Raw genomic sequence first — 24223 nt, 5'->3', positions numbered from 1 at the left:
TTCTTATTTCTTTCTTATTTTACTTTATTTACTGCTTCCTTGATACGACCGAAGATTTCTTCGATTGTACCCATGCCATGAATACCCACGTGCTTGCCTTCGCCTACATAGTAGTCAGCCAAAGGAGCTGTCTGGTTATGGTAAACTTCCAGACGGGATTTGATTGTTTCCAAATTGTCGTCAGAACGTCCTGATACTTTACCGCGTTCCAGCAGACGGTTGATCAGCTCTTCTTCTTCCACCTGCAGGTTCAGCATAACAGATACATCCGTACCACGTTTGTTCAACATCTCTTTCAGCGCTTTAGCCTGCGGAATAGTACGAGGGAAACCGTCGAAGATAACACCTTTAGAACCAGCCTTGCTGTCCAATACCTTTGCCAGCATATCGACAATCAGTTCATCCGGTACAAGCTGACCTTTTTCAATATAATCTTTTGCGATCTTGCCAAGTTCTGTTTCACCTTTCATCTCAGCACGCAACACATCACCTGTTGAAATGTGATCCAAACCATACTCTTTAATGATCAACTCGCTCTGTGTTCCCTTTCCTGATCCGGGAGCACCAAAAATAACAACGTTCAACATAATATTGTTTCTTAATTATATAAATGTATAACCTTTTAACCTATTACCTTATATATATCCCGATAGGCACGTCCCATCTCGTCGTAATCCAGTCCGTAGCCTACAATAAAATCGCTGGGAATCTGTATGCCCACATAGTCGGGCTTCAAATCACATTTCAGGGAATCCGGTTTGAACAACATCGTAGCCAGCTTGACATCGGCAGCCCCGTCGTTTCTCAACTTATCCATCACGAACTGCATCGTGTAGCCGGTATCGATGATATCTTCGAGCAAGATCAGGGTACGTCCTTTCACATCGGCCTGCACCGGCATGATCTCGCGAACAACTCCGGTGGTATTGAGACCCCGGTAAGAAGAATAACGGGCAAATGTAATTTCATAATGTGCATCCATCTGCCTCATCAGTTCGGCAGTAAACATAAACGCTCCGTTCAACACCCCTACGAAGAGAGGATTGCTGTCGCCTACATCTGCCTTGATCCGTTCAGCCATCTTCGCAATGGCCTCCCTGATCTCTTTTTCCGGGATAAACAGTTCAAATTCTTTGTCTTTTAATCGGATCTTATCCATATACCGTTTATTTTTCGAGGGAGCAAAGGTACAACATTTTCAGCGAAGCACAAACAGGATGGCAGAGCATATATGTCCGTTCAGAAAAAGTTTATGGTATTTTCGGGTTCATCCATCCGTCAGAGGGTCGAACGTTATGATTATAGGAAGCCACCCAGGGTGAAGCCAACTAAGAAAATGGCTTCACCCTGGGCAAGATTAAGTATCATTTTACATTATTTATAGCTTTCCGTCAGGATATTTCCGTCCATCATACGGATCAGCCGTCCTGCCATCCGTGCGTTTTCTTCCGAGTGGGTAACCATGACAACGGTCGACCCTTCCTTGTTCAATTCGAGAAGCAGGTTCATCACCTCGCTGCCGTTTACAGAGTCCAGGTTTCCGGTCGGTTCGTCGGCAAGGATGATATGCGGATTCGTTACTATGGCACGGGCTATTGCTACACGCTGTTGCTGACCGCCGGAGAGTTGCTGCGGATAATGTTCCGTCCGGTGAGCGATCTGCATCCGGTCGAGTGCAGCATTGACCCGCGTTATCCGTTCTTTTGCCGGAACCCCGGCATACAACAGAGGAAGTTCTACATTTTCAAATACGGTCAGTTCGTCTATCAGGTTGAAACTCTGGAAGACAAACCCCAGGTTGCCGTTCCGCAGGTCGGTACGGTTGTTCTCCGTATAACGGGAAACCTCCTCTCCCATAAACCACAGTTCGCCGGAAGTCGGGTTATCCAGCAACCCCAGTAAATTGAGCAAGGTGGATTTGCCGCAACCGGAAGGGCCCATAATAGCCAGGAACTCTCCTTTGTTTATTTCTAGATTAATGCCGTTAAGGGCTGTCGTCTCCACACTTTCCGTACGAAACACTTTCGTTAAATTGACTGCTTTTATCATGATCTTTCTATTATTATTCTTATTGTTTTATTCATACCGCAACGATTCCACCGGATTCCGGGAAGCGGCATGCCAGGTTTGCAATACCACTGTCAGGATGGTGATCAGCAAAATGACCAGTCCCGATACGGGGAAGAGCCACCAGCTGATCGTCGTCTGATAAGCAAAGTTACTCAGCCAGCGGACCATCAGGAGATAACCGAGCGGACACGCCGCCACAAAGGCAATCCCCACCCAAAGCATATACTCCCGGCAAAACATCCGCACGATCCTGTCGGAATGTGCTCCGTTCACTTTGCGGACACCGATCTCTTTCGTCCGTTGCGCAGTGGCGAGGGCAACCAGTCCCAGTACGCCTATCATCGCCACGATGATCGCCAATACCGTAAACACCAGGAACATTTCCCCCAGCTGTTGTTCGTGGGCATAGTTCCGGTTCAGCGCATCCGAGAAGAAACGGTAAGAGAACACATTATTCGGACGCATTTCCTCATATTTATCTTTCAGGAACTTCAGGGTTTCCGCCTTGTTCTCCGGTGCGATCTTGATATACAGCGTATTCAACAGCTGGCGGGAATAATACAGATAGGCAGGTTTCACCTTCTCACGCAACGGCTGGAAATGGAAATCCTTTACCACTCCGACGATCCGGGAAGTCTCTCCGAACCATCCGTTATTCTGAACGATCATGCCGACCGGATCTTTCACATTCATCATCTTCCACGCCGTTTCGTTGATCACGACAGGCGATTCTTTACTATATGTCCCATCCATATAAGCATTCTTGTCGGCACCGAACATATCTCCTTTGAGCAGTGTCAGTCCCAGGGTTTTCATGAAATGACCGTCGCCCACAACGCCTACGAGCTTCAGCGAGTCGACCTGTCCGTTTTCGCGCTGCCAGTTGAAGACGGTTTCTTCCGTCTTATGCCCGCGAAGGTAATTCGACAGTTCCACGCCGCCTGCCACATCCCTGACATTCGGGTTCTTCATCACTTCCTGCCGGTAATCGTCGATCCCCTGACCACCGAAGTAAGCCATCAGCTCGAACTCTCCGCAATTGACGACTATCATATCTTCCCTATCCAACCCCAGGTCCGCATTCTGCAGGTAATGCAGTTGCCTGAATACCACCGAAGTGGAGAAAAGCATCGTGATCGCCAGAACAAACTGGACGCAAACCAATCCTTTGATCAGCATCCCTTTCTTTCCGGTAGCCTTTCCGCCTTTGAAAGCGAGCAACGGATTGAATGACGACATATAAAAAGCCGGAAAAGCCCCCGCCAGGCTGCCGACCCCGACAATACCGAACAGGATAAACAGCAGGGTCTGCCAGTTGAACTGCAAAGTAATGTCCTTGTCGACAAACACATTGAAGAAAGGCAACAACAGCTCTGTCAGTGCCAACGCCAGGACCAGCGAAAGAAAAGCCTGCACCATACTTTCCGACAGGAACTGCACGATCAGCATCCGGCGTTTCGCCCCTGTCACTTTCCGGACACCGATTTCTTTATAACGCAGGGAAGCACGTGCGGTCGACAAAGTAGTAAAGTTGAATGCGCCCATAAAAATGATCAGCAATGCCAGGGCGGTAAACAGCCATATCTGCGAAATACTTCCGTAGTTGCTGACTTCCGGATCTTTAAACCAGGTATGCAAATGAATATCCTTCAATGGCTGGAACTCCAAAGCCAGTCCGTCTTCCTGCCTGTCCTGCCAGGCATGGCTCATCGCCTGCCGGTCGGCATCGGAGAGAACAGTTCCTTTTTTAAGCTGGATATAGACATTGGTTCCCTCCACATACTCCCAGCTCATCGGCTCAAAATAAGCCTGCTCACTGAGCAAGACTTCAAACCGGATATGACTTTTACGGGGCACATCCAGCACGGCTGCTACTTTATAGCGGTTGACCTGCCCCAGGAATTGACAGGTTACCTCTCTCCCGACAGCCGCTGTTTGTCCGAACAGCTTTTCTGCTGCAGACCGGGCAAGCACGATTTGCTGCGGGTCTTTCTTTATCAGATTCGGATCGCCCGCCAGGACCGGAAAACTGAATACATCAAAGAAAGTGGTATCTACATAGGTATATTTTGCTTCGATCAGATTGGCTCCCGAATGGAGGTTCAGCGTGCCGAAGTTAAGCATAAAGGTTGCGTTCTCCACTTGCGGGAAATCTTCGCGGAATGTTTTGCTCAACGGTGCCACCGTATAGGCGGATTCTTTCGTCTGTCCGCCCTCGTCCCGGTTCACGGCAATTACACGGTAGACAGTGTCTCCGTTCCGATGAAAATCCTCGAACGTCAGTTCATCCACGATCCAAAGGTAAATAAGGAAAGCGGCTGTCATTCCTAATACAAATCCCAGCATATTGATTGAAGAGAACAGAAAACTCCGCTTTATCAACCGAAGGGCGACTTTTACATAATGTTTCAACATATCGTTATCGTTTGTTTGATGTTTTATTCATATCGTAAAGATTCTACCGGATTCCGGGATGCGGCACGCCAGGTCTGCGCCATGACGGTCAACAGGGTTATCAGTAAGATAATGCCGCCCGCCAACGGGAAGAGCCACCAGCTGATCGTCGTCTGATAGGCAAAGTTACTCAGCCATTTCAGCATAAACAGGTAACCGACCGGACAGGCAATCACGAAAGCAATGCCTACCCAGATCATATATTCGCGGCAGAACATCTTCACGATCCGGTCGGAATGTGCCCCATTCACCTTGCGGACACCTATTTCCTTCGTCCGCTGCACCGTAGAGAGCGCCACCAGCCCGAAGACACCCATCATGGCAACGATGATCGCCAGTACGGTAAAGATCAGGAACATCCGGCTTTGCTGCTGCTCGCGGGCATAATTCTCATTCAACACGTCCGTCAGGAAGCGGTAGTTGAAAAGCATATCCGGACGTTCTTCTTCATATTGCTTTTTCAGGAACTTCAAAGTAGCCGCCTGGTTCTCCGCCGAGATACGGATATACATATAATTGAACAGCTGAACCGTATAATAGAAGAATGCCGGTTTTATCTTTTCCCGCAACGGCTGGAAGTTAAAGTCCTTCACAACGCCAACGACCCTCGAATTACGGATACCGATACCGCCGCCCGTCAACAGCATGCCGACCGGATTCCCGACTTTCAGCATCTTCCAGGCAGTTTCATTGATAACGATCGGCGATTCCTTCCCATAGGAGCCGTCCCAGTAATGGTCGGGATTCGTGCCGAATGTTTCCCCTTTCAGCAAGGTCAGTCCCAAAGTCGGGATAAAGTCGCTGTCGCCCACCATTCCGACCATCATCATCGAATCTGCCTTTCCGGTTTCATCTTCCCAATGGAACATACTTTGTTCATAACCGTATCCCTGCAGGTAGTCCGTGATCTCCACGCCCAGCGCCACGCTCTTTACATATGGGTTCTTGAGTATCTTCTGTTTAAAACCTTCGGTTCCCCGCCGCCAGTCCATAACATCCACTTCAATCAGATGTTCCTTGTCCAGTCCCAGGTCGGCATTCTGCAGATAATGGAGTTGCTTGAATATGACGGTCGTACAAATAATCATGGTGATTGCGATCACGAACTGCACACAAACCAGCCCTTTGATCAATGTCCCTTTCTTACCGGTCGCCTGCCCTCCCTTGAAAGCCAGCAGCGGACTGAACGACGACATATAGAAAGCAGGGAACGCCCCTGCCAGGCAACCGACCCCGACAATACCGAACAGGACAAACAACAACGTCTGCCAATTGAACTGCAACGTGATATCCTTCCCGACAAACAGATTGAAAAACGGCAGCAACAGTTCCGTCAGTGCCAACGCCAGCAGCAACGAGATAAAAGCCTGCACCAGACTTTCCGACAGGAACTGCATGACCAGCTTGTTCTTTTTCGCCCCGGTCACTTTCCGGACTCCGATCTCTTTCGACCGCAGGGAGGCACGCGCCGTCGACAAAGTCATAAAGTTGAATGCCCCCATAAAGATGATCAGGACAGCCAGCACCGCAAAGAGGTAAATCTGTTGTATATTGCCATGATTGAACACATCGTTCGGTTCTTTGAAAGATGTACGCAGATGAATGTCTTTCAACGGCTGGAAAGCGAGCGGCTTTCCCCATTGCGAATGTTTCACCCAGACATCGCGCATGGCTGACCGGTCGGCATCCGTCAGTGTATTTCCTTTCTTCAGTTGGATAAAGACGTGCATCCTTTCCGAAAAGCTCCAAATCTCATCTTCTATGCCCGCCCACTTATAAGAGTCCCAACTCGCCAGTACATCAAACTGTATATGGCTTTTGCGCGGTACTTTCAGGACAGCGGCTACCTTATAATATTTATTATTCAATCTGCAGGAAACTTCTTTCCCGACAGCCGACGTCTTACCGAACAGTTTCCCGGCTGTCGCTTCCGACAATACGATCATCTGCGGGTCTTTCTTCAGCAGGGACGGATCGCCTGCCACAACCGGAAAGCTGAATACATCGAAGAAAGTCGAATCGACAAATGCGTAGCTAGCTTCCAAAGCCACAGCGTCCGTACGAATGTCATATGTACCGCCGTACTTTATAAAAGTAGCATTCTCCACCTTCGGAAATTCTTTCCGGAAGGTTTCGCTGAGCGGAGTGACCGTAGAGGGGACTTGCCCGTTGGCGGTTTGTTCTTCCCGGATCACCCGATAGATGGAGTCGCCGTTCTTATTAAAATCCTCAAACGTCAGTTCATCCACAATCCATAAATAAATAAGGAAGGCGGCAGTCATGCCCAATACAAAACCGAATATATTGATGGAGGAAAACAGAAAACTCCGTTTCACCTGGCGGATAGCTACTTTAATGTAATGTTTAAACATGATTCTGAACAATATTAGGTTACTTTCTGAATAGTTACATTCAATATCCATGCCATTTTCATAAGGCGTTAAAAATTAAAGATATATACATCCTCCAAAACATAACAACCGTACGATATCGTACACTTCCCATACGATACCGTACGGTTCATAACTAATAACTAGCTCCCGACACAGGAGCAACTAGTCTTTTTCTAAGGAAGAACTAATTGTTAAGTCTTCTATTTTTATACTTTTTTCCTTGCTTCAAATCAATTTTTAGCTAGCTAAAAATTAAATTCAAGCATGCTAAAAATCAATTTCGGGCATGCTAAAAAGAATAAAAAGTGAGGAGATTTCAGATAAATAGTAGGCAGGTAAACATTAATTATTCGGATAGTACGTATTAGTTTGTCATCTATCCGGAAATTTTACCTAAGTTTGGGGCACTCTATAACACACGAAGAACAAATAGCATGGCAGTACGACAAGGAAAAATATTAGTGATCGACGACAACGAAGACATACTCTTTACTTTGAAGATGTTGCTTCGCCCGCTGGCGGAAAGCGTTACGACCAGCACCAACCCGAAAGAGATCAACCGCCTGGTGTCGACTACCAAATACAACGTGATCCTGCTCGATATGAACTTTACCGCCGATGCCGTCAGCGGCAAAGAAGGTTTTTACTGGCTGGAACGCATCCGCGAAATATCGCCCGAGACGGTCGTGATCCTGATCACCGCCTATTCGGATACGGAAAAAGCCGTCCGTGCCATCAAAGCAGGCGCCACCGACTTTATCCCGAAACCCTGGCAGAACGAAAAGATGCTGGCAACCATCTCGTCCGCCCTCGAACTCAGCCTGCGCCGCGGTGAAGTACAGACGCTGAAAGAACAGAAATCGGTGCTCACCACCACAGAGCCGGAGATAGAGGTGATCGGCGAATCTCCTGTGATGGAACAGATATTCAGGACGCTGGAGAAGCTGAAACATGCGGATGCCAATATCCTGCTGCAGGGCGAGAACGGGACGGGAAAAGACCTGATCGCCTATACGCTTCACAAACAATCGCCGCGCAACCAGGAGGCATTTGTCCCTATCGACCTGGGAAGTATCCCGCACAACCTGTTCGAAAGCGAACTGTTCGGATACGAAAAAGGGGCGTTTACCGATGCGGGGAAAAGCAAGTCGGGACGTTTCGAGATCGCCTCCGGCGGCACGCTCTTTCTGAATGAGATCGGAAACCTGCCGCTTATGCTCCAGTCGAAGCTGCTCACGGTGATCGAACAGCAAAAGATAAACCGCCTGGGATCGACCAAGGAGACACAGATAGATGTCCGGCTGATCTGTGCGACCAACACCGACCTGCATGCGGCAGTACGCGACGGCAGTTTCCGCCAGGACCTGCTTTACCGGATCAACACGATCGAGCTGTTCGTCCCTCCCCTGCGCGAAAGGGGAAACGACATCTCCCTCCTTGCCGATCATTTCCTGAAACGTTACAGCCTGAAATACAAGAAAGAGGTCGACGGCTTCTCACGGGAAGCACGCCAGCTGCTGAAACAATATCACTGGCCGGGCAATGTCCGCGAACTGCAACACGTCATCGAACGGGCGGTCATCCTTTCCGACCAGAAGAAACTGCAATACGACGACTTCATGCTCCGTACCCCCGTTTCCAGCTATCGGGAGAAAGAAGAGAAATTCAATCTGGAGGAACTGGAGAAGCATACGATACAGGAAGCCTTGCAACATTGTTCCGGTAATCTGACACAGGCTGCCGACCTGTTGGGTATAACGCGTACATCTTTATATAGGCGACTGGAAAAATACGGATTATGAAACAGTATTCGAAAAAGGCTATCGCCTCGATCCTCTTAATACTGGTCACCAGCCTGGCGGGGGCTTTCCTGGTGGCTGGGAAGTTTTATATCTCCGCGCTGATTGCCGGTATCGCTCTCCTGATCGAATCCTGGTACTTGCTGCGGCAGATGGAACGGAGCGACCGGTTGTTCCGCCAGTTTGTCTGGTCGGTGCGCTACTCCGATTTCCTGTCTTCGGGAAAAGCACCCAGGGAAAATCCGGATACGCTTCCCCGTGAGCTGACCGAAGCGATGGAGGAGGCTTTGCTGCATTACAAAACCCATCTGCAACAGAAGGAAAGTCAACTGCAGTATTTCCAGGCGCTTGCCAATCATATCGACCTTTCCGTCTTCGTCTATTCGTCCGAGACGGCACAGATCGAGTGGATGAACCAGGCTGCCAAGATACAAACCGGACTGAATTTCGCCGAAACGATCGACGATCTGGCTGCTTATCATCCGGAACTTCCCGCGCGGCTGCGTATTCTGCATCCCGGCGAACTCTCCATCCTGCAGGTCCGCCGCCAAGAAGATTATTCGCAACTGATACTCTCTTCCATGTCGTTCGTGGTTTTGAACAAGCCGCTTACGGTCGTCAGCATGAAGAACATCCGTTCCGTACTGGAAAACAAGGAGACCGAAGCGTGGCAGAAGCTGATCCGCGTACTGACGCATGAGATCATGAACTCGATGACTCCGATCGTCTCCCTCTCCGAACTGTTGAAAAACAAACAGGCTTCGGAAGAGATCAACGAAGAGGACCGGGAGGAGATGAACCAGGCGATCGATACTATTTTCCGGAGAAGCAGCGGGCTGGTCCGTTTCGTGGAGAATTACCGGAAAGTAACGGGTATTCCTACGCCTGTCCCCGAGATCATTCCGGTAGACAGCCTGTTCGGTAACGTCGTTCCTCTGTTCAAGGAAGAAACGGATGCGATCCGGATACTTCCTGCCTCCTCGCATCTGCAGGTCATTGCAGATAAAACGCTGATCGAACAAATCCTTATCAATCTGATAAAGAATGCACTGGACGCGACAAAGGAGTGTACAGACCCGCAAATAGAGTTGTCGGCCGGCATCAATGCGGAAGGGAAAACCTTCATCCAGGTCAAAGACAACGGGACAGGCATTCCGGCAGATGTTCAGGAACGCATCTTTATCCCGTTCTTCACCACCAAGCCGGTCGGTTCCGGTATCGGATTAAGTATTTCCCGGCAAATCATGTACATGCATAAAGGGAGCCTGACCGTCATTTCGGAAGCCGGAAAGGGCAGCCGCTTCCTGCTTACTTTCGTTTAGCTATCAGATGGCACACTGATGACACAGATTAAGCAGATGACCACAGATTTATTTTATTCTGAGAAATAATAATCTGCGTAAATCTGCTTAATCTGTGTTATCTGTGTGCCATTTACAAAGTTTGTTATACTTTTGTATGCAGAATAAACATCTGATGTCTTACAATTATGATAAAGATATTTCCAACCGAGAAGGTTAAAGAACTCGATCAATACACGATTCAAAACGAGCCAATCAGCTCTATCGATCTGGTAGAACGCGCCTCGACAGTCTTTGTGCAAGAATTTTGCCGCCGTTATTCGAAGCAAACCCGCATCATCGTCTTTGCCGGACAAGGCAACAACGGTGCCGACGCGCTTGCCATCGCACGTCTGCTGAAAGATGAATGCTACAAAGTAGAAACGTATCTGTTCAACCCGACCGAGCATCTTTCGTTTGATTGCGAAATGAACAAGCAACGGATACTCGGATTAGAGAAAGTGGAGTTCACTGAAGTGGTTGCCGATTTCGTTCCTCCGGTACTGACTGACCGCGATGTCGTGATCGACGGCTTGTTCGGTTCCGGTCTGAACCGTCCGCTGACCGGCGGATTCGCTGCCATGGTAAAATATATCAACCAGTCGGAAGCTACGATCGTATCTATAGACATTCCCTCCGGACTGTTTGGCGAGAATAATCAGACCAACGACCCGGATGCTATCATACGGGCAAGCCTGACACTGACGTTCGGTTTCCCGAAACTGGCCTTCTTCTTCCCCGAAAATGCCGAATATGTAGGCGAATGGAAAGTGCTGGATATCGGTATTCATCAAGATATCGTCGACCAAACTCCTACCCCGTATATGATGGTGACGGAAGAAGATATGGCGGAAGTATTCCAGCCCCGCGACAAGTTTTCTCATAAAGGGACTTTCGGTCACGCTCTGCTTATCGCCGGAAGCAAAGGTAAAATGGGTGCCGCCCTGCTGGCTGCCCGCTCCTGCCTGAGAAGCGGAAGCGGATTGCTGACCGTTCATATTCCCCAACGCGGTGAAGTAATCATGCAGACAGCCTTCCCCGAAGCGATGGTCAGCTTCGATCCGCATACCGATTATTTCACGACTGTCCCCGAAATGTCAGCCTATTCCGCTATCGGCGTAGGACCGGGATTAGGTCAGCACCTCGAATCGGCCGCTGCCTTGGAACGTCTGCTTCAGACAACGGAAAAGCCTGTCGTACTGGATGCCGACGCGCTCAATCTGATCGCTTCCAATAACGATCTGCTGAACCGCATCCCTCCGCGTAGCATCCTGACCCCGCATCCGAAGGAGTTCGACCGCATCGCCGGAGAAAGCAGCAGCATGTTCGAACGTCTGCGGAAAGCGCAGTCTTTTGCTGTCGACCATAAACTTTGCATCGTACTGAAAGGTACTTACACGGCAATCTGTACTCCCGGAGGTAACATCTATTTCAACAGTTGCGGAAATCCGGGCATGGCAACGGCAGGTAGCGGAGATGTCCTGACCGGTATCATCCTGGGCTTGCTGGCTCAAGGGGCAGAAACCGAAACAGCGGCTGTATCAGGAGTTTTCCTGCATGGTACGGCCGGCGACCTGGCTGCCGTTTACCGTTCGGAAGAGAGTATGATCGCCGGAGATATTACCGATATGCTGGGAAAAGCGTTCAAGCAGATCAAATAACAGACAGAATACTTTCTGATTTATATCATCAGCCAGGTCTCATCAGGGATCTGGCTATTTTTTTTAAATATGTATACTCTTTCATATTCATTGCCTTTTACCACATATACTAAATAATCTCTGCTTTTACAATATTTGTTATCGCAGTAAGTTTCAAAAAAAAGCAATATATTCGACGACAAATAAGAAACTAATGAATAGGAGATTTAAACATATTACTTTATTTTTCGTACTGGTCAGTGTTCTTTGTATCCTTTCCTGTTCAAACAAAAACTCTGCTGCAATCGAATTGCAACAGGCAAAGTTATTGATGGAAACAGCCCCCGATAGTGCACTGACTATTCTCAACAGCATACAATCACCCGAAAACTTATCAGACCAGGAATATGCCTCTTATTGCCTGCAACTCACACAGGCACTCGACAAGAACTATATCCTATTGACAACTGATACCCTGATAAAAAAAGCTGAGATTTATTATGAAGAGCAGGAAGATATCCCTTCCCTGGCTCTGACATATTACTATATGGGTAGGGTATATTCTGATATGCAAGATGCTATGCAGGCACAGCAGTACTATCTGAAAGCACTCGAACTGGGTAAAAGTGTAAACGAAACCGATCTGCTTATTAAAGCAAACAACAGCTTAGGTACGCTTTATTCTTACCAAAGTATTTATGAGACGGCATTGCCTCTGTATAAAAACACATTACAGTTACTTGAAGGTAGCAAAGACTCAACAAGAACCTCTTTCGCTTTACGTAATACAGCTCGTGTTTTTACAGAAACACAACAATTAGACAGTGCTATATATTATTATCAACAAGCTATAAGAATGGCGACTCCACAAAGTTCTTCTTCTTTATATAACGATTTGGGGACTTTATATCTAAAAACAGGTCAATATACAAAAGCATATGATTGCATACAGAACTCTATACAAACAGTTTCAAAATCCAGACCCCGGTTCCATCTATATCTAACTTATGGAGAATATCTATTAAAAACAGCACAATACGATTCAGCTCAATATTACCTGCAGCAAAGTTTACAAAGTCCCAGTATTTACACTCAAGCCGGCAGTTTATATTTTTTAGCCCAAATAGAAAGACACAAATCCGACTTTACAAACTATTTCAAATATTGGGATCGTTATGAACAGTTAAGAGATTCCATCAACAAAGATTCTCATTATGAAAATATACGCATGGTACAAAGTATGTTCAACTACCAGCATATAGCCGATGAAAAGATAAAATATGAAAAAGAAGCAGCCCAAAGAATGATTATCATATATCGAATATTAATAATCTCAGCAATTTTACTCATTATAGGCTTTTTTATCTTGAAAAAAGAACAAAAGAAAAAGAAAAAATTGCTTGACCTGAAAGAGCAATTATATAAACAAAGCCAACGGCACTTAGAAGATAATAAAAAACAGATACAATTACTTGAAAACGAATTATCTAACGGGCAAGAAACTTTAAGTGATGTAAAGAAACAGCTATTCGAAGCCCAAAAACTAATGCTGGAAATGGAGAATAGACAAATTTGTTTAAAGCAAAATACTTTAGAGTTACTGGAACAGGATTTAAAGAAATCTTCCTTATATATCAAAATACATAAGGCAGAATCCGGATTAATCGAAAGCGAATGGTCTGAACTAGCTTTGTTGATTGATGCCACCTATTCTGACTTTACAAAACGTATTGTCGCTCTATCTCCGCGGATCTCAACAGAAGAACTGCGTATATGCTATTTAGTCAAAATAGGTATCCCGGTTAAAAAGATCGCAATATTAACGAATTTAACTAGTTCCGGAGTCTCACAATGTCGCAGAAGACTGTATAAAAAATTGACACAAGAGCCTGAAAACGCAGAAAACTTCGACATATTTATATCTGATTTCTAACCAGTTAAACATTGTCACCATTTTGTCAACAAAAATATAATCCATATTAGAATATGAGTTCTATTTTTGTAAGGCATTTTTAATTTTATCAACCGACAATTAAAAGTTTAAGATCATGAAACAATTAATTACAGCTTTATTTTTAGTTATTTGTGGAGTCTTTTGTACTCAAAATATGTATGCAGACGATATTCCTACTAAAGGTAAATGGGGACCTGAAGATATTAAATCCATCTTTCCAGCACCTCCTGCAGCATCAGTAGACGGGAACAATCTGACAATTACATTTACTAGTCCGCTAACAAACCTGACTGTTCAGGTAAAAGATATTACAGGTACGGTAGTCTATGAAGAATGTATTTCTGCTACAAGTCCGCAGGCTTATACTATCCCATTAAACGTTGAAAATGGAGAATATACGCTGAACTTAATACACAGATACGGATACCTGACCGGCTCATTCGTTATCGAATAGCATTCAATGCACTAAATTTATGTTTATACGCAACTCGTGAGTATGATTTAGCCAAGCCCCTCTATATCTCGATCTCCTTTTCCACTCGCGAGTTGCTTCCCTTTGCCAAAACATTAACTATGATTTTATCTCTTTCCGCCCAATATGCCATAATCTTACTGATCAACTGCATTACTGAAAATCTAAAAGACGGTTCTACGGTTGGTTACTAACAAAATATTTCCTAGTTTTGTGGAATCATTATTGAGATAATAAATTGTTTGGATATGAAGAATCTGATCACAATAGCATGTCTTTTGTTTAGTATACCGCTCATGGCTCAAACCAAAGTGGTAAAGAAAAATGCCGTCAAAGCTAATAATTTCGGTATTACCTATTCATTACCGAAAACACAACTAATCGTTGATTCGGAAGTAACAAAGGTCACTTGCAAAGCCGGGCCTTATTACAAATATGCAGAAAAATACCTCGGAGTAAAAGATGCAATAACAGAAGATAAAGTATATTATGAGTTAGGAAAAGTATCGCTTGTCAACAAGGGAATACCTGATCCTGACAATACTTATATCGTTGAATTTAAAAGCGGGACAGTAGCTCCATACGCTTATCTGACAGAAGAAGGATTATTATGTTCCATCAATGCCGAATACACTCCTGAAGAGTCAGAACTCGAAACGATCAAGAAAAATGGACAAGCACCGGTTAAAGTGACCGACGCATCCGTATTCTCTGAAGAATTACTTATGGCCGGATCGACTGCCAGACAAGCTGAAGTTGCAGCCAAACAGATCTATCGTATCCGCGAAAGCCGCTTGAATATATTGACCGGAGACGCAGATAATCTGCCACCCGACGGTGAAGCTATGAAATTGGTTATCCAGCAGTTGGAAGAACAGGAAAAAGCATTAACCAATCTGTTCACAGGTATTGTAACCAAAGAAACTACCCACTATGAGGTAAACATCACCCCTTATGATAACCTGGATAAGGAAGTCCTGTTCCGTTTCTCCAACCTGATGGGGATTGTCGATGCAGACGACCTGGGCGGCGTTCCGGTCTATATGAACTTGAAAGCGACCGACCGTGCTCCGGTTCTCGACCCGAAAGAAGCCGAGAAGAAGGAAAAATCACTGAAAGGTATCGTTTATAACGTACCGGGAAAAGCCAGTATCGAGATCAGCATGAACAAGAAAACACTATATAAAGGAGAAGCCCAAATCACCCAGTTCGGTTCACGCGAAGGCCTTGCTCCTGTTATGTTCGAAGACAAAAAAGCTCCGGTGAAAGTCTATTTCTATCCGGAGACCGGCGCCATAAAACAAATAATTCAATAATAATCTAATTTAAATTTCTATGTTTGAAGGACAACCTAAAGGTTTATACGCGTTAGCCTTAGCGAATACCGGCGAGCGTTTCGGGTATTACACGATGCTCGCGATTTTTACTCTATTCTTACAAGCTAAGTTCGGCTTTACAGCCGCCGAGACATCAACCATCTTCGGTTCTTTCTTAGCAGCAGTGTATTTCATGCCACTCGTCGGAGGTATCCTCGCCGATAAGTTCGGATATGGAAAAATGGTAACAACAGGTATCATTGTGATGTTTATCGGATATGTATTGTTATCTATTCCGACACCCTCTTCTACCGGAAAAGTACTGATGTTCGGAGCTTTAGCCCTGATTGCCTGTGGTACAGGTCTTTTCAAAGGAAACCTGCAGGTAATGGTAGGTAACCTATACGATGCTCCCGAATACAGAGCGAAACGTGATACTGCATTCAGTATATTCTATATGGCGATCAACATCGGTGCGATGTATGCTCCGACAGCAGCTACTATGATCACTAACAAGATGTTGGGAAAAGCCGGATTCACTTATGTGCCGCAGATCCCTTCACTCGCCCATCAATTCCTGAACGGAACGATTACAGAAGAAGGAGCAACAACGCTGAGCGGCTTACAGGCTGCCCAGAATTTCGTTGGCGATACAGCTGCTTTCTGTACGACTTATATCGACAAATTATCCGAGGCTTACAACTACGGCTTCGCTATTGCTTGTATCTCCCTGGTCGTATCCATGTTGATCTACGTGGTGTTCCGCCCGACATTCAAACATGCCGATTACAACTCTAAACAGGCTAAACCTGCCAACGTACAGGAAGAAGAACTGACACCGGAACAGACAAAAGCACGTATCCAGGCTCTGTTGCTGGTATTTGCCGTTGTTATTTTCTTCTGGATGGCATTCCATCAGAACGGTTTAACACTGACATTCTTTGCACGTGACTATACCGCACAGGCTGTAACAGGTCTGGATCGTTTAGGATTCAATATCGTAAACCTCACTTTCCTGCTGGTGGTTGTTTATTCAGCATTCTCCTTGTTCCAGTCAAAGACAGGTAAGGCTAAAGGTATCTCAGCCGGTGTATTGATAATCATGCTGGGGTTATTGGGATGGAGTTATAGTTCTATGGACTCGACAGTGACTATCCTGCCACAGATCTTCCAGCAGTTCAACCCGTTCTTTGTAATTGTGCTGACTCCGGTATCACTGGCAGTATTCGGTTACCTGGCAAAGAAAAAGAAAGAACCTTCTGCTCCGCGTAAGATCGGTATCGGTATGGTTATCGCTGCTTGCGGTTTCCTTATCATGGCCGTTGGTTCACTAGGGCTGCCGACACCGGCTGCTGTTGAAGCGAATGGTATTTCTGCTGATGTACTGGTTTCTCCTAACTGGTTGATCTCTACTTACCTGGTATTGACCTTCGCCGAGTTATTATTATCGCCGATGGGTATTTCATTCGTATCCAAGGTGGCACCTCCTAAATATAAAGGTATGATGATGGGAGGATGGTTCGTAGCTACGGCTATCGGTAACTATCTGGTGGCTATCATCGGTTACTTGTGGGGAGGAATGCAGTTGTGGATGGTATGGAGCGTACTGATCGTGTGCTGTCTGTTATCGGCACTGTTCATATTCTCTATCATGAAACGATTGGAAAAAGTAGCCAAATAAGACAAAACTGAAATATGAAGTTGCAGCAAAGATATTTCACGCAAAATTCTTTCCGGTTCAAAAGATGGAGCCGGAAAGGGTATGCTGCATTCTTCAGTCTTAGCCGAAGCGTTACGATCGGGCAACTTTCTTCCAATGTATCGGAAAGATTCCAGGTCAAGAACGGTTCCAACCACTCGTCTGTATTAGTTGCCGGACAGATAAACACAGAAGAGACCGAGGTCGTAACAGACAGCTCACAAGAGCGATCGGGCACGGAAACCTTTACGTGGATTTCGCAACTGTTGCTTCTTTTATTCTCTTTGCCGGCTGTTAAACAGACATCGGTAGCGGCTTCGCACGTACATATTAATCTATTTATACATCCTAAAGCGGGAAGTTTCAGTATATGCTGAGACTTTCCGCTTTTTTATTTCTTAAAAGACAAAGCGATATGATTGAGACACTTAAACAGTTTGTTATCGAAGGGGGAAAAATAAATGAGGAACAAGCAACTGCTCTCTCCCGATGTACGGATAAAGAGGCGTTGTATAAAGCTGCGCACCAAATCACCCGGCATTTTATGGGAGATAAGTTCGACACCTGTTCCATCATCAATGCCAAAAGCGGAAATTGCAGCGAGAACTGTAAATGGTGTGCACAATCCGGACATTACAATACGGTTGTAGCCCTGTATCCCCTCCTCCCGGCAGAAGAATGCGTTCATCAGGCATTACACAACCGCCAGCAGGGAATCGAACGTTTCGGACTGGTGACCAGCGGGAAGCGTCTATCCGACGGAGAGATAAAGAAACTGACGGAGACAGTCCGCTACATCAAGCAGGCAAGCGATATCAAATGTTGTGCTTCCCTGGGACTTTTGAATAAAGAACAGCTGAAGGAGTTGCGTGAAAGCGGCGTAGAGAATTACCATTGTAATATAGAAACAGCTCCCTCCTATTTCCGTACATTATGCACGACACATACGATCGAGCAAAAGCTGGAAACGATCCATGCAGCCCGGGAAGAGGGTTTCCGTATCTGTTCCGGAGGTATAGTCGGCATGGGGGAAACGATGGAACAACGAATAGAGATGGCTCTGTTATTACAACAAGAACAGGTACACTCCATTCCCCTGAATTTATTACAACCGATACCAGGTACTCCGCTTGCAGGTACTCCGCAATTGTCTGAAGAAGAGTTTCTGACGACAATCGCCTTATTCCGTTTCATCAATCCGGAGGCTTATCTCCGTTTCTCCGGCGGACGTTCCCTGTTGAGCAAAGAAACACAACGGAAAGCATTATATATAGGCATAAACGCAGCCATCATCGGCGACCTGCTGACAACTATCGGAAGCTGTGTGGCTGATGATAAAGAGCTTTTCACCGAAGCAGGCTATTCACTAACAAGAGAAACCGACTGGGTCGGATAAAACAGACAGACAAATGACTACAAACGAATTATTACAATACGACAGGGAGCACGTGTGGCATCCCTATACTTCCACCATCGACCCACTTCCCGTTTATCCGGTAGCCGGAGCAGAAGGTGTGGAAATTATCCTGGCAGACGGCAGACGACTGATCGACGGTATGTCTTCCTGGTGGGCGGCAGTCCACGGATATAACCATCCGGTATTGAATGCGGCAGCCAACGAGCAGTTGAAAAAGACGAGCCATATCATGTTCGGCGGTATCACCCATGAACCGGCTGTCGAACTGGCACAAAAGTTATTGGATATACTCCCTCCTGAGATGGATAAGATATTCTTTGCCGATAGTGGCTCGGTTGCCGTTGAAGTGGCAATGAAGATGGCTATCCAATACTGGCAGTCGCAGGGGAAAACGGCAAAGCATGCTTTTGCGACTATCCGCAGTGGTTATCATGGAGATACCTGGCATGCGATGTCTGTCTGCGATCCGGTCACAGGTATGCACGGGATATTCGCCGGTAGCCTTCCGGTGCAATACTTTATACCACAACCTTCCGTGAAGTTCGGGGAAGAATGGAATGAAGAGGCGATGAAACCGTTGGCTGATTTACTGGAACAACATGCAAACGACATTGCCGCCCTGATACTGGAACCGATCGTTCAGGGAGCCGGAGGAATGTATTTCTACTCACCGACATTCCTGGTGCGTGCCAGGGAATTATGTGAACAATACGATGTATTGCTGATCTTCGATGAGATTGCTACCGGCTTCGGACGTACCGGCAAGCTCTTTGCCTGGGAACATGCGGGAGTCGTACCGGATATCATGTGCATAGGCAAGGCATTGACCGGAGGTTATCTGACGTTATCAGCTACACTGACTACGGAAAGAGTGGCGACGACGATCTGCTCCGGCGAAGCAGGCTGTTTCATGCATGGCCCCACTTTTATGGGAAATCCGCTTGCCTGCGCCATTGCCTCCGCTTCCGTTTCGTTGCTCCTGGAAAGCGGATGGAAAGAGAAGGTGAGCGCTATCGAAAAACAACTTCGTCGAGAACTGGCACCTGCCCGATTATTCGACCATGTGCAGGAGGTACGCGTACTGGGAGCTATCGGAGTCATCGAGATGAAAGAGCCGGTCAACATGGCCATCCTGCAACGCCGTTTTGTAGAAGCCGGTATTTGGGTTCGTCCCTTCGGCAAGCTGGTTTACCTGATGCCCCCGTTTATTATCCAGCCGGAGCAACTTACACGGCTGACTTCCGGAGTATTAAAATGTATCGAAGAATGAAAGATTATAATTCTATATTAAACCAACTCAAGGTAACCGGCAGCTACCGCCAGTTACCGACGGTAACGCATCACGGCAACCGGATAGAGAAAGACGGGCAGATAATGCTTAACCTGTCGTCCAACGACTACCTGGGTTTGGCTTCCTGCGCCGACCTTCAAAAGGCTTTCCTGGAAGAATGGCAGGAACAGAAATACCCCTTCTCCTCCTCTTCTTCCCGACTGCTGACCGGCAACTTTACCGCTTATACGGAACTGGAACAACTGATGGCGGAACGTTTCAACCGCGAAGCCGCCCTGATCTTCAACAGCGGTTACCATGCCAATACAGGAATACTCCCTGCACTAGCCGATAAGCAAAGCCTTATCCTTGCCGACAAACTGGTGCATGCCAGCATTATCGATGGCATTTTACTGAGCGGTGCGTCTTTCCAACGCTACCGGCACAATGACTATGAACAGTTGGAAACACTCCTGAAGAAGTCTGCCGGAGAATACGAGCAAGTCTTTGTTGTCACGGAAAGCATCTTCAGCATGGACGGCGATGTTGCCGACCTTCACCGCCTGGTCGAACTAAAGAAAAGCTATCCGAATGTTGTCTTATATGTCGATGAAGCACACGCCATCGGTGTCCGCGGTCGAAACGGGCTGGGAATTGCGGAAGAGCAAGGCTGCATCGGAGAGATAGACCTACTGGTAGGTACATTCGGCAAAGCTCTTGCTTCCATGGGAGCCTATATCGTATGCGACCGCACTATTCGGGAATATCTGATCAATCGGATGCGCCCGCTAATATTCAGTACAGCTTTACCTCCTTTTCAGATTGCCTGGACACGGTTTATAGTGGAACTGTTGCCGGAGATCACCCCGCTTCGCGAAAGACTGGCACAAACCAGCCATATACTAGCCGAAGCACTGAAGGGCAAAGGCGGAGAAGTCAGCGGAAGCCATATCATCCCTTATATAATAGGTGATAACAAAGACTGTATCCTCAAAGCGGAAGAGCTGCAACGTAAAGGCTTCTACTGTCTCCCCGTTCGTCCCCCGACGGTACCGAAAGGAACGGCACGCATCCGTTTCTCATTGACAGCAGATGTGACAATCGAAGACCTGCAACCGTTAATACAGGCCTTGTAGGGGATACCGTTATACATTTAATTATGCAATATGAAAATAATAAAACAAACAGATAATCACGCCGCACGTCTCCTTCTCTTCTTCTCCGGCTGGTCCGCATCTCCGAAGCTATTCACCCGGTTGGAGACCAGGGAAGAAACAGACATTATGCTCTGCTACGATTACAGGGAGACGGCATTCGAGGAAGACCTCAGCCGGTACGATGAGATACACCTCGTCGCCTGGTCGATGGGAGTCCGGATGGCAGAATGTGCATTGACAGACAAATACACACTCACCTCTGCAACCGCCATCAACGGAACCTCCCGTCCGATACATGACGCATACGGCATTCCCGAAAAGATTTTCAAGGGTACACTCGACAATCTGACAGCCGAAGGTCTCCGACGTTTCAACCGCCGCATGTGCGGTACCCGCGAGATACTCGCCCGATACGATGCTTGTCCGCCCCGCCCGTTGGAAGAGGTAAAGGAAGAATTAGAAGCCATCTACAACCGCTTCGCTCCGTCGACCGATACTGCCGACAAGCAGTTCCCCTGGACACGTGCCGTCATCGGTTCAGACGACCATATATTCCCGGTAGCCAACCAGCACGCCTGGTGGGACAGCCGCTGTCCGGTAACCGAAATAACAGCCCCTCATTACCCCTTTTACCTATGGAAACAGTGGAACGAATTATAACCCGCTTCAGCCGTGCGCTGGACAGCTACGACCGGTATGCGGAAGCCCAGCAACAAATCTGCCGGAAACTAACCGCCCTATTATCACGTTACACCGGCATGCACTTTCAGCGCGCCCTCGAAATCGGCTGCGGCACAGGCGGTTTCACCCACCTGCTGAAAGAAAGCTGCGTCATCGACGAATGGTATCTAAATGACCTTTGTGAAGGTTGCTACGAGAAGATCGCCCGACTCTTTCATGGGCAGTCGATCGCTTTTATCGCCGGGAATGCCGAAGAAATCCCTTTCCCCGGCAGTCTGGACCTGATCGCTTCCGCTTCCGCTTTCCAATGGATGAAGGAGCCGGTCACCTTCCTGCATAAGTTGGCGGAGATGTTAACTCCCAACGGCACATTGGTATTCAACACCTTTGCACCCGGCAACCTGGCAGAGATCAAGAAACTGACAGGCAAAGGTCTCGACTACCCAACTCCCGAACAGCTGACAGAATGGCTGACGGCAGACTTCAATCTGCTTCACCTCCGGCAAGAAGAGATCGTCCTCACCTTCGACACACCGCTCGACGTACTCCGCCATCTGAAATATACGGGGGTGACTGCCACGAGCGACGGCTGCTGGACACGCCGTCTCCAGGAAAATTTCTGCCGCAATTACACCGCCCTGTATGGCACAAAAGATCACAAAGTAACACTCACTTACTGCCCGGTTTATGTCCTCGCAGTAAAAAAATAACAAATAAAATGAAAGGAAAAGTATTATTTATCTCAGGTATCGACACCAATGTCGGTAAAACCTATGCCACCGGAATCCTCGCCCGCCAGCTAGCAGCCGAAGGTCACACAGTCATTACCCAAAAGATGATTCAGACAGGCTGTACAGACATTTCAGAAGATATTGAAATGCATCGCCAATTGATGGGAATCCCCTTTACGGAAGAAGATAAAGCCGGCCTCACCTGCCCCTATATCTTCACCTATCCCTGCTCCCCTCACATGGCAGCCGAACGGGATGGCCGCCGGATCGACTTGTCTGTCATCACCCGAGCAACGCAAGAGTTACAGAAACACTACGAATACGTCCTCCTTGAAGGTGCCGGCGGATTAATGGTCCCCAACGACTTCCATTCATTAGCTATCGACTACATCCGCGAGCAAAACTATCCGCTCATCCTTGTCACCTCCGGCAAGTTGGGAAGCATCAACCACACCCTGCTAAGCCTCTATGCCTGCCGTCAGCAAGGTATTCAGGTAGACAGTGTTATTTACAACCTATATCCGCATACCGACCAGCTGATTGAAGACAATACATTAGAATATCTCCGGCAATATCTCCGCCGTGAATGGCCGGATACGCATTTGCGGCTTCTACCGGAAAAGAGCTCTTATCCTCCACATTCTGAAATGGCTATCCCAACCGAATAGCATACAACCCAACATCGTGATACAGGCATACCAAGCCTGTATCTACTAATTAAAAGACGAAATAAATCTCATTGTCTTTTTTAACGCCAAACCAACTTTATATCGTTTTCAAATCTGTATCTTTATATTGTTTGTACCAGTTCGCCAACAATCAATGCAGCTCGTATTGCCGGAAGAATTCTGGCAGGAGGACATGATGTGCCAATTTCCAAGATTATATCACGGTATCAGAAATCAATCGCTAATTGCAGCTTGGTATCTAAATTGACAGACCGCACTTATATCTACGATAATTCCATTGATTTTGATGAGGCTCATTTATTGTTTCGGCTAACAGAAGGCAAATTGAAAAAGCAATATGTAGATGTTATCCCTGATTGGGCAACAGCGATCTTGCCTTAACAAACATTCAATTCTTACACCTTCCCCGTTCCCATAATCTCCGCCACCCGCTCATTGGCACGGGCCTTGATTTCCGGGGTGATGCTATCCTTGATCATGCTGATGACGAGGGTCATAACGGCAATATCGTCGGTAAAGCCGATCACCGGAAGAATCCCGTCGGGTATCAAGTCTATCGGCAGGATAAAATAACCGAGTGCACCGATGATATACGCTTTATGCTTCACCGGCACCTTCTCATCCTGCAATGTATAATAGAGTGTGAAAACAGGCAGCAGTACCGTAGCGCCGACCTTCTTCGCCACCCGTTCTATCTTTTTCCAAAAGCGGTTATCCGAATAATACGTACCGTACTTTTGTACTTCATGCACCTCTTCGAAAGGCACATCTTCAATCCTATTTCTACTCATACTCATTCTTTTTATCGTACAGGCAGTTCATGAACCGCCCCTCCGCTAGCAAAGATAAATAATTTCGTCCGGAATAGAAACAGCCTCAAACATCCCAAAGGTTTTAATTATTATAAAAAGAGTTTCAGATATTGTCAGATATGAATGTAGCGTCGTTGGTAGGGGCGGTTCGCGAACCGCCCTTACAGGCGTCGTCACAATGGAACAGGCAGGTTTTGTAGGGGCGGGGTCTGCCCGCCCCTACAAAACCTGTCATTTAGGTTCATATCTTGCTAAATTTGCACATCGACTCATTATTCCTATGTACAATTGCGAAGTCTAACTATTAATTGAGACTTGAAGGCTGGTAT

Annotated in this window: 20 protein-coding genes; 14 read left to right on the top strand and 6 right to left on the bottom strand. The window is 46.9% G+C overall.

The window, feature by feature from the left end:
• Positions 1-14 precede the first annotated feature (14 nt).
• From P3L47_RS12200 to P3L47_RS12180, 5 genes are all read right to left on the bottom strand, one after another.
• Positions 15-587, bottom strand: coding sequence for an adenylate kinase (locus tag P3L47_RS12200; protein ID WP_122360696.1), 573 nt, complete (start codon positions 585-587; stop codon positions 15-17).
• Positions 588-622: 35 nt separating this feature from the next.
• Positions 623-1159 (bottom strand): hypoxanthine phosphoribosyltransferase, encoded by a 537-nt coding sequence (hpt, locus tag P3L47_RS12195; RefSeq protein ID WP_122360697.1) that lies wholly within the window; start codon positions 1157-1159, stop codon positions 623-625.
• Between the two features lie 215 nt (positions 1160-1374).
• Complete coding sequence (locus tag P3L47_RS12190) at positions 1375-2049, bottom strand: ABC transporter ATP-binding protein (RefSeq protein ID WP_277780956.1); 675 nt, start codon at positions 2047-2049, stop codon at positions 1375-1377.
• A 27-nt stretch (positions 2050-2076) separates the two neighbouring features.
• A complete protein-coding gene (locus tag P3L47_RS12185) occupies positions 2077-4485 on the bottom strand; it encodes an ABC transporter permease (protein WP_277780955.1) in 2409 nt (802 codons plus the stop codon).
• A 23-nt stretch (positions 4486-4508) separates the two neighbouring features.
• A complete protein-coding gene (locus tag P3L47_RS12180) occupies positions 4509-6896 on the bottom strand; it encodes an FtsX-like permease family protein (protein WP_277780954.1) in 2388 nt (795 codons plus the stop codon).
• A 455-nt stretch (positions 6897-7351) separates the two neighbouring features.
• Between P3L47_RS12180 and P3L47_RS12175 the strand changes: the two genes are divergently transcribed.
• The 14 genes from P3L47_RS12175 to bioD all read left to right on the top strand — a co-directional run bounded on the left by P3L47_RS12175 (position 7352) and on the right by bioD (position 23061).
• Positions 7352-8719 (top strand): sigma-54-dependent transcriptional regulator, encoded by a 1368-nt coding sequence (locus P3L47_RS12175; protein WP_277780953.1) that lies wholly within the window; start codon positions 7352-7354, stop codon positions 8717-8719.
• Complete coding sequence (locus P3L47_RS12170) at positions 8716-10038, top strand: sensor histidine kinase (protein WP_277780952.1); 1323 nt, start codon at positions 8716-8718, stop codon at positions 10036-10038. The genes P3L47_RS12175 and P3L47_RS12170 overlap by 4 nt, the downstream gene beginning before the upstream one ends.
• Before the next feature lie 167 nt (positions 10039-10205).
• On the top strand, positions 10206-11717 hold the full coding sequence (locus P3L47_RS12165; protein WP_277780951.1) for an NAD(P)H-hydrate dehydratase: 1512 nt from the start codon (positions 10206-10208) through the stop codon (positions 11715-11717).
• A 193-nt stretch (positions 11718-11910) separates the two neighbouring features.
• Positions 11911-13629 (top strand): tetratricopeptide repeat protein, encoded by a 1719-nt coding sequence (locus P3L47_RS12160; protein WP_277780950.1) that lies wholly within the window; start codon positions 11911-11913, stop codon positions 13627-13629.
• Positions 13630-13744: 115 nt separating this feature from the next.
• The gene (locus P3L47_RS12155; RefSeq protein WP_277780949.1) at positions 13745-14104 is read left to right on the top strand and encodes a DUF3244 domain-containing protein; all 360 of its coding nucleotides are present in this window, start codon (positions 13745-13747) and stop codon (positions 14102-14104) included.
• A 266-nt stretch (positions 14105-14370) separates the two neighbouring features.
• Complete coding sequence (locus tag P3L47_RS12150) at positions 14371-15438, top strand: DUF4831 family protein (RefSeq protein ID WP_277780948.1); 1068 nt, start codon at positions 14371-14373, stop codon at positions 15436-15438.
• 19 nt (positions 15439-15457) lie between these two features.
• The gene (locus tag P3L47_RS12145) at positions 15458-17119 is read left to right on the top strand and encodes a peptide MFS transporter (protein ID WP_277780947.1); all 1662 of its coding nucleotides are present in this window, start codon (positions 15458-15460) and stop codon (positions 17117-17119) included.
• A 14-nt stretch (positions 17120-17133) separates the two neighbouring features.
• Entirely contained in the window at positions 17134-17514 is a 381-nt protein-coding gene (locus tag P3L47_RS12140) for a hypothetical protein (protein ID WP_235848675.1), read from the top strand.
• Positions 17515-17552: 38 nt separating this feature from the next.
• Positions 17553-18533 carry a biotin synthase BioB gene (gene bioB, locus P3L47_RS12135; protein ID WP_277780946.1) on the top strand — a complete coding sequence of 327 codons (981 nt, stop codon included), beginning with the start codon at positions 17553-17555 and terminating at the stop codon, positions 18531-18533.
• A gap of 13 nt (positions 18534-18546) precedes the next feature.
• Positions 18547-19824: an adenosylmethionine--8-amino-7-oxononanoate transaminase gene (gene bioA / locus P3L47_RS12130; RefSeq protein ID WP_277780945.1), complete on the top strand. Its 1278-nt coding sequence runs from the start codon at positions 18547-18549 to the stop codon at positions 19822-19824.
• A complete protein-coding gene (locus P3L47_RS12125) occupies positions 19821-20960 on the top strand; it encodes an 8-amino-7-oxononanoate synthase (protein WP_277780944.1) in 1140 nt (379 codons plus the stop codon). Before bioA ends, P3L47_RS12125 begins: the two co-directional genes overlap by 4 nt.
• Before the next feature lie 30 nt (positions 20961-20990).
• On the top strand, positions 20991-21641 hold the full coding sequence (locus P3L47_RS12120) for a DUF452 family protein (protein WP_277780943.1): 651 nt from the start codon (positions 20991-20993) through the stop codon (positions 21639-21641).
• On the top strand, positions 21617-22372 hold the full coding sequence (gene bioC / locus P3L47_RS12115) for a malonyl-ACP O-methyltransferase BioC (RefSeq protein WP_277780942.1): 756 nt from the start codon (positions 21617-21619) through the stop codon (positions 22370-22372). Before P3L47_RS12120 ends, bioC begins: the two co-directional genes overlap by 25 nt.
• An 8-nt stretch (positions 22373-22380) precedes the next feature.
• Positions 22381-23061, top strand: coding sequence for a dethiobiotin synthase (gene bioD / locus P3L47_RS12110; RefSeq protein ID WP_277780941.1), 681 nt, complete (start codon positions 22381-22383; stop codon positions 23059-23061).
• A 416-nt stretch (positions 23062-23477) separates the two neighbouring features.
• Here bioD and P3L47_RS12105 read toward each other — a convergent pair whose 3' ends face one another.
• Positions 23478-23873, bottom strand: a complete 396-nt coding sequence (locus P3L47_RS12105) for a YkvA family protein (RefSeq protein ID WP_129735227.1) — start codon at positions 23871-23873, stop codon at positions 23478-23480.
• Positions 23874-24223: the final 350 nt, after the last annotated feature.

This window comes from Parabacteroides chongii (assembly GCF_029581355.1).
Classification (GTDB): domain Bacteria; phylum Bacteroidota; class Bacteroidia; order Bacteroidales; family Tannerellaceae; genus Parabacteroides; species Parabacteroides chongii.
This window is presented reverse-complemented; position numbering and strand designations above follow the sequence as displayed.

What these genes read in the sequence shown, in the direction of transcription:
- P3L47_RS12150 (WP_277780948.1), top strand. Translation starts at nt 14,371, where the DNA reads ATGAAGAATCTGATCACAATAGCATGTCTTTTGTTTAGTATACCGCTC.
- P3L47_RS12170 (WP_277780952.1), top strand. Translation starts at nt 8,716, where the DNA reads ATGAAACAGTATTCGAAAAAGGCTATCGCCTCGATCCTCTTAATACTG.
- P3L47_RS12145 (WP_277780947.1), top strand. Translation starts at nt 15,458, where the DNA reads ATGTTTGAAGGACAACCTAAAGGTTTATACGCGTTAGCCTTAGCGAAT.
- P3L47_RS12155 (WP_277780949.1), top strand. Translation starts at nt 13,745, where the DNA reads ATGAAACAATTAATTACAGCTTTATTTTTAGTTATTTGTGGAGTCTTT.
- bioB (WP_277780946.1), top strand. Translation starts at nt 17,553, where the DNA reads ATGATTGAGACACTTAAACAGTTTGTTATCGAAGGGGGAAAAATAAAT.
- P3L47_RS12165 (WP_277780951.1), top strand. Translation starts at nt 10,206, where the DNA reads ATGATAAAGATATTTCCAACCGAGAAGGTTAAAGAACTCGATCAATAC.
- hpt (WP_122360697.1), bottom strand. Translation starts at nt 1,159, where the DNA reads ATGGATAAGATCCGATTAAAAGACAAAGAATTTGAACTGTTTATCCCG.
- P3L47_RS12140 (WP_235848675.1), top strand. Translation starts at nt 17,134, where the DNA reads ATGAAGTTGCAGCAAAGATATTTCACGCAAAATTCTTTCCGGTTCAAA.
- P3L47_RS12125 (WP_277780944.1), top strand. Translation starts at nt 19,821, where the DNA reads ATGAAAGATTATAATTCTATATTAAACCAACTCAAGGTAACCGGCAGC.
- P3L47_RS12105 (WP_129735227.1), bottom strand. Translation starts at nt 23,873, where the DNA reads ATGAGTAGAAATAGGATTGAAGATGTGCCTTTCGAAGAGGTGCATGAA.
- bioD (WP_277780941.1), top strand. Translation starts at nt 22,381, where the DNA reads ATGAAAGGAAAAGTATTATTTATCTCAGGTATCGACACCAATGTCGGT.
- P3L47_RS12180 (WP_277780954.1), bottom strand. Translation starts at nt 6,896, where the DNA reads ATGTTTAAACATTACATTAAAGTAGCTATCCGCCAGGTGAAACGGAGT.
- P3L47_RS12175 (WP_277780953.1), top strand. Translation starts at nt 7,352, where the DNA reads ATGGCAGTACGACAAGGAAAAATATTAGTGATCGACGACAACGAAGAC.
- P3L47_RS12190 (WP_277780956.1), bottom strand. Translation starts at nt 2,049, where the DNA reads ATGATAAAAGCAGTCAATTTAACGAAAGTGTTTCGTACGGAAAGTGTG.
- bioC (WP_277780942.1), top strand. Translation starts at nt 21,617, where the DNA reads ATGGAAACAGTGGAACGAATTATAACCCGCTTCAGCCGTGCGCTGGAC.
- P3L47_RS12200 (WP_122360696.1), bottom strand. Translation starts at nt 587, where the DNA reads ATGTTGAACGTTGTTATTTTTGGTGCTCCCGGATCAGGAAAGGGAACA.
- P3L47_RS12185 (WP_277780955.1), bottom strand. Translation starts at nt 4,485, where the DNA reads ATGTTGAAACATTATGTAAAAGTCGCCCTTCGGTTGATAAAGCGGAGT.
- P3L47_RS12160 (WP_277780950.1), top strand. Translation starts at nt 11,911, where the DNA reads ATGAATAGGAGATTTAAACATATTACTTTATTTTTCGTACTGGTCAGT.
- bioA (WP_277780945.1), top strand. Translation starts at nt 18,547, where the DNA reads ATGACTACAAACGAATTATTACAATACGACAGGGAGCACGTGTGGCAT.
- P3L47_RS12120 (WP_277780943.1), top strand. Translation starts at nt 20,991, where the DNA reads ATGAAAATAATAAAACAAACAGATAATCACGCCGCACGTCTCCTTCTC.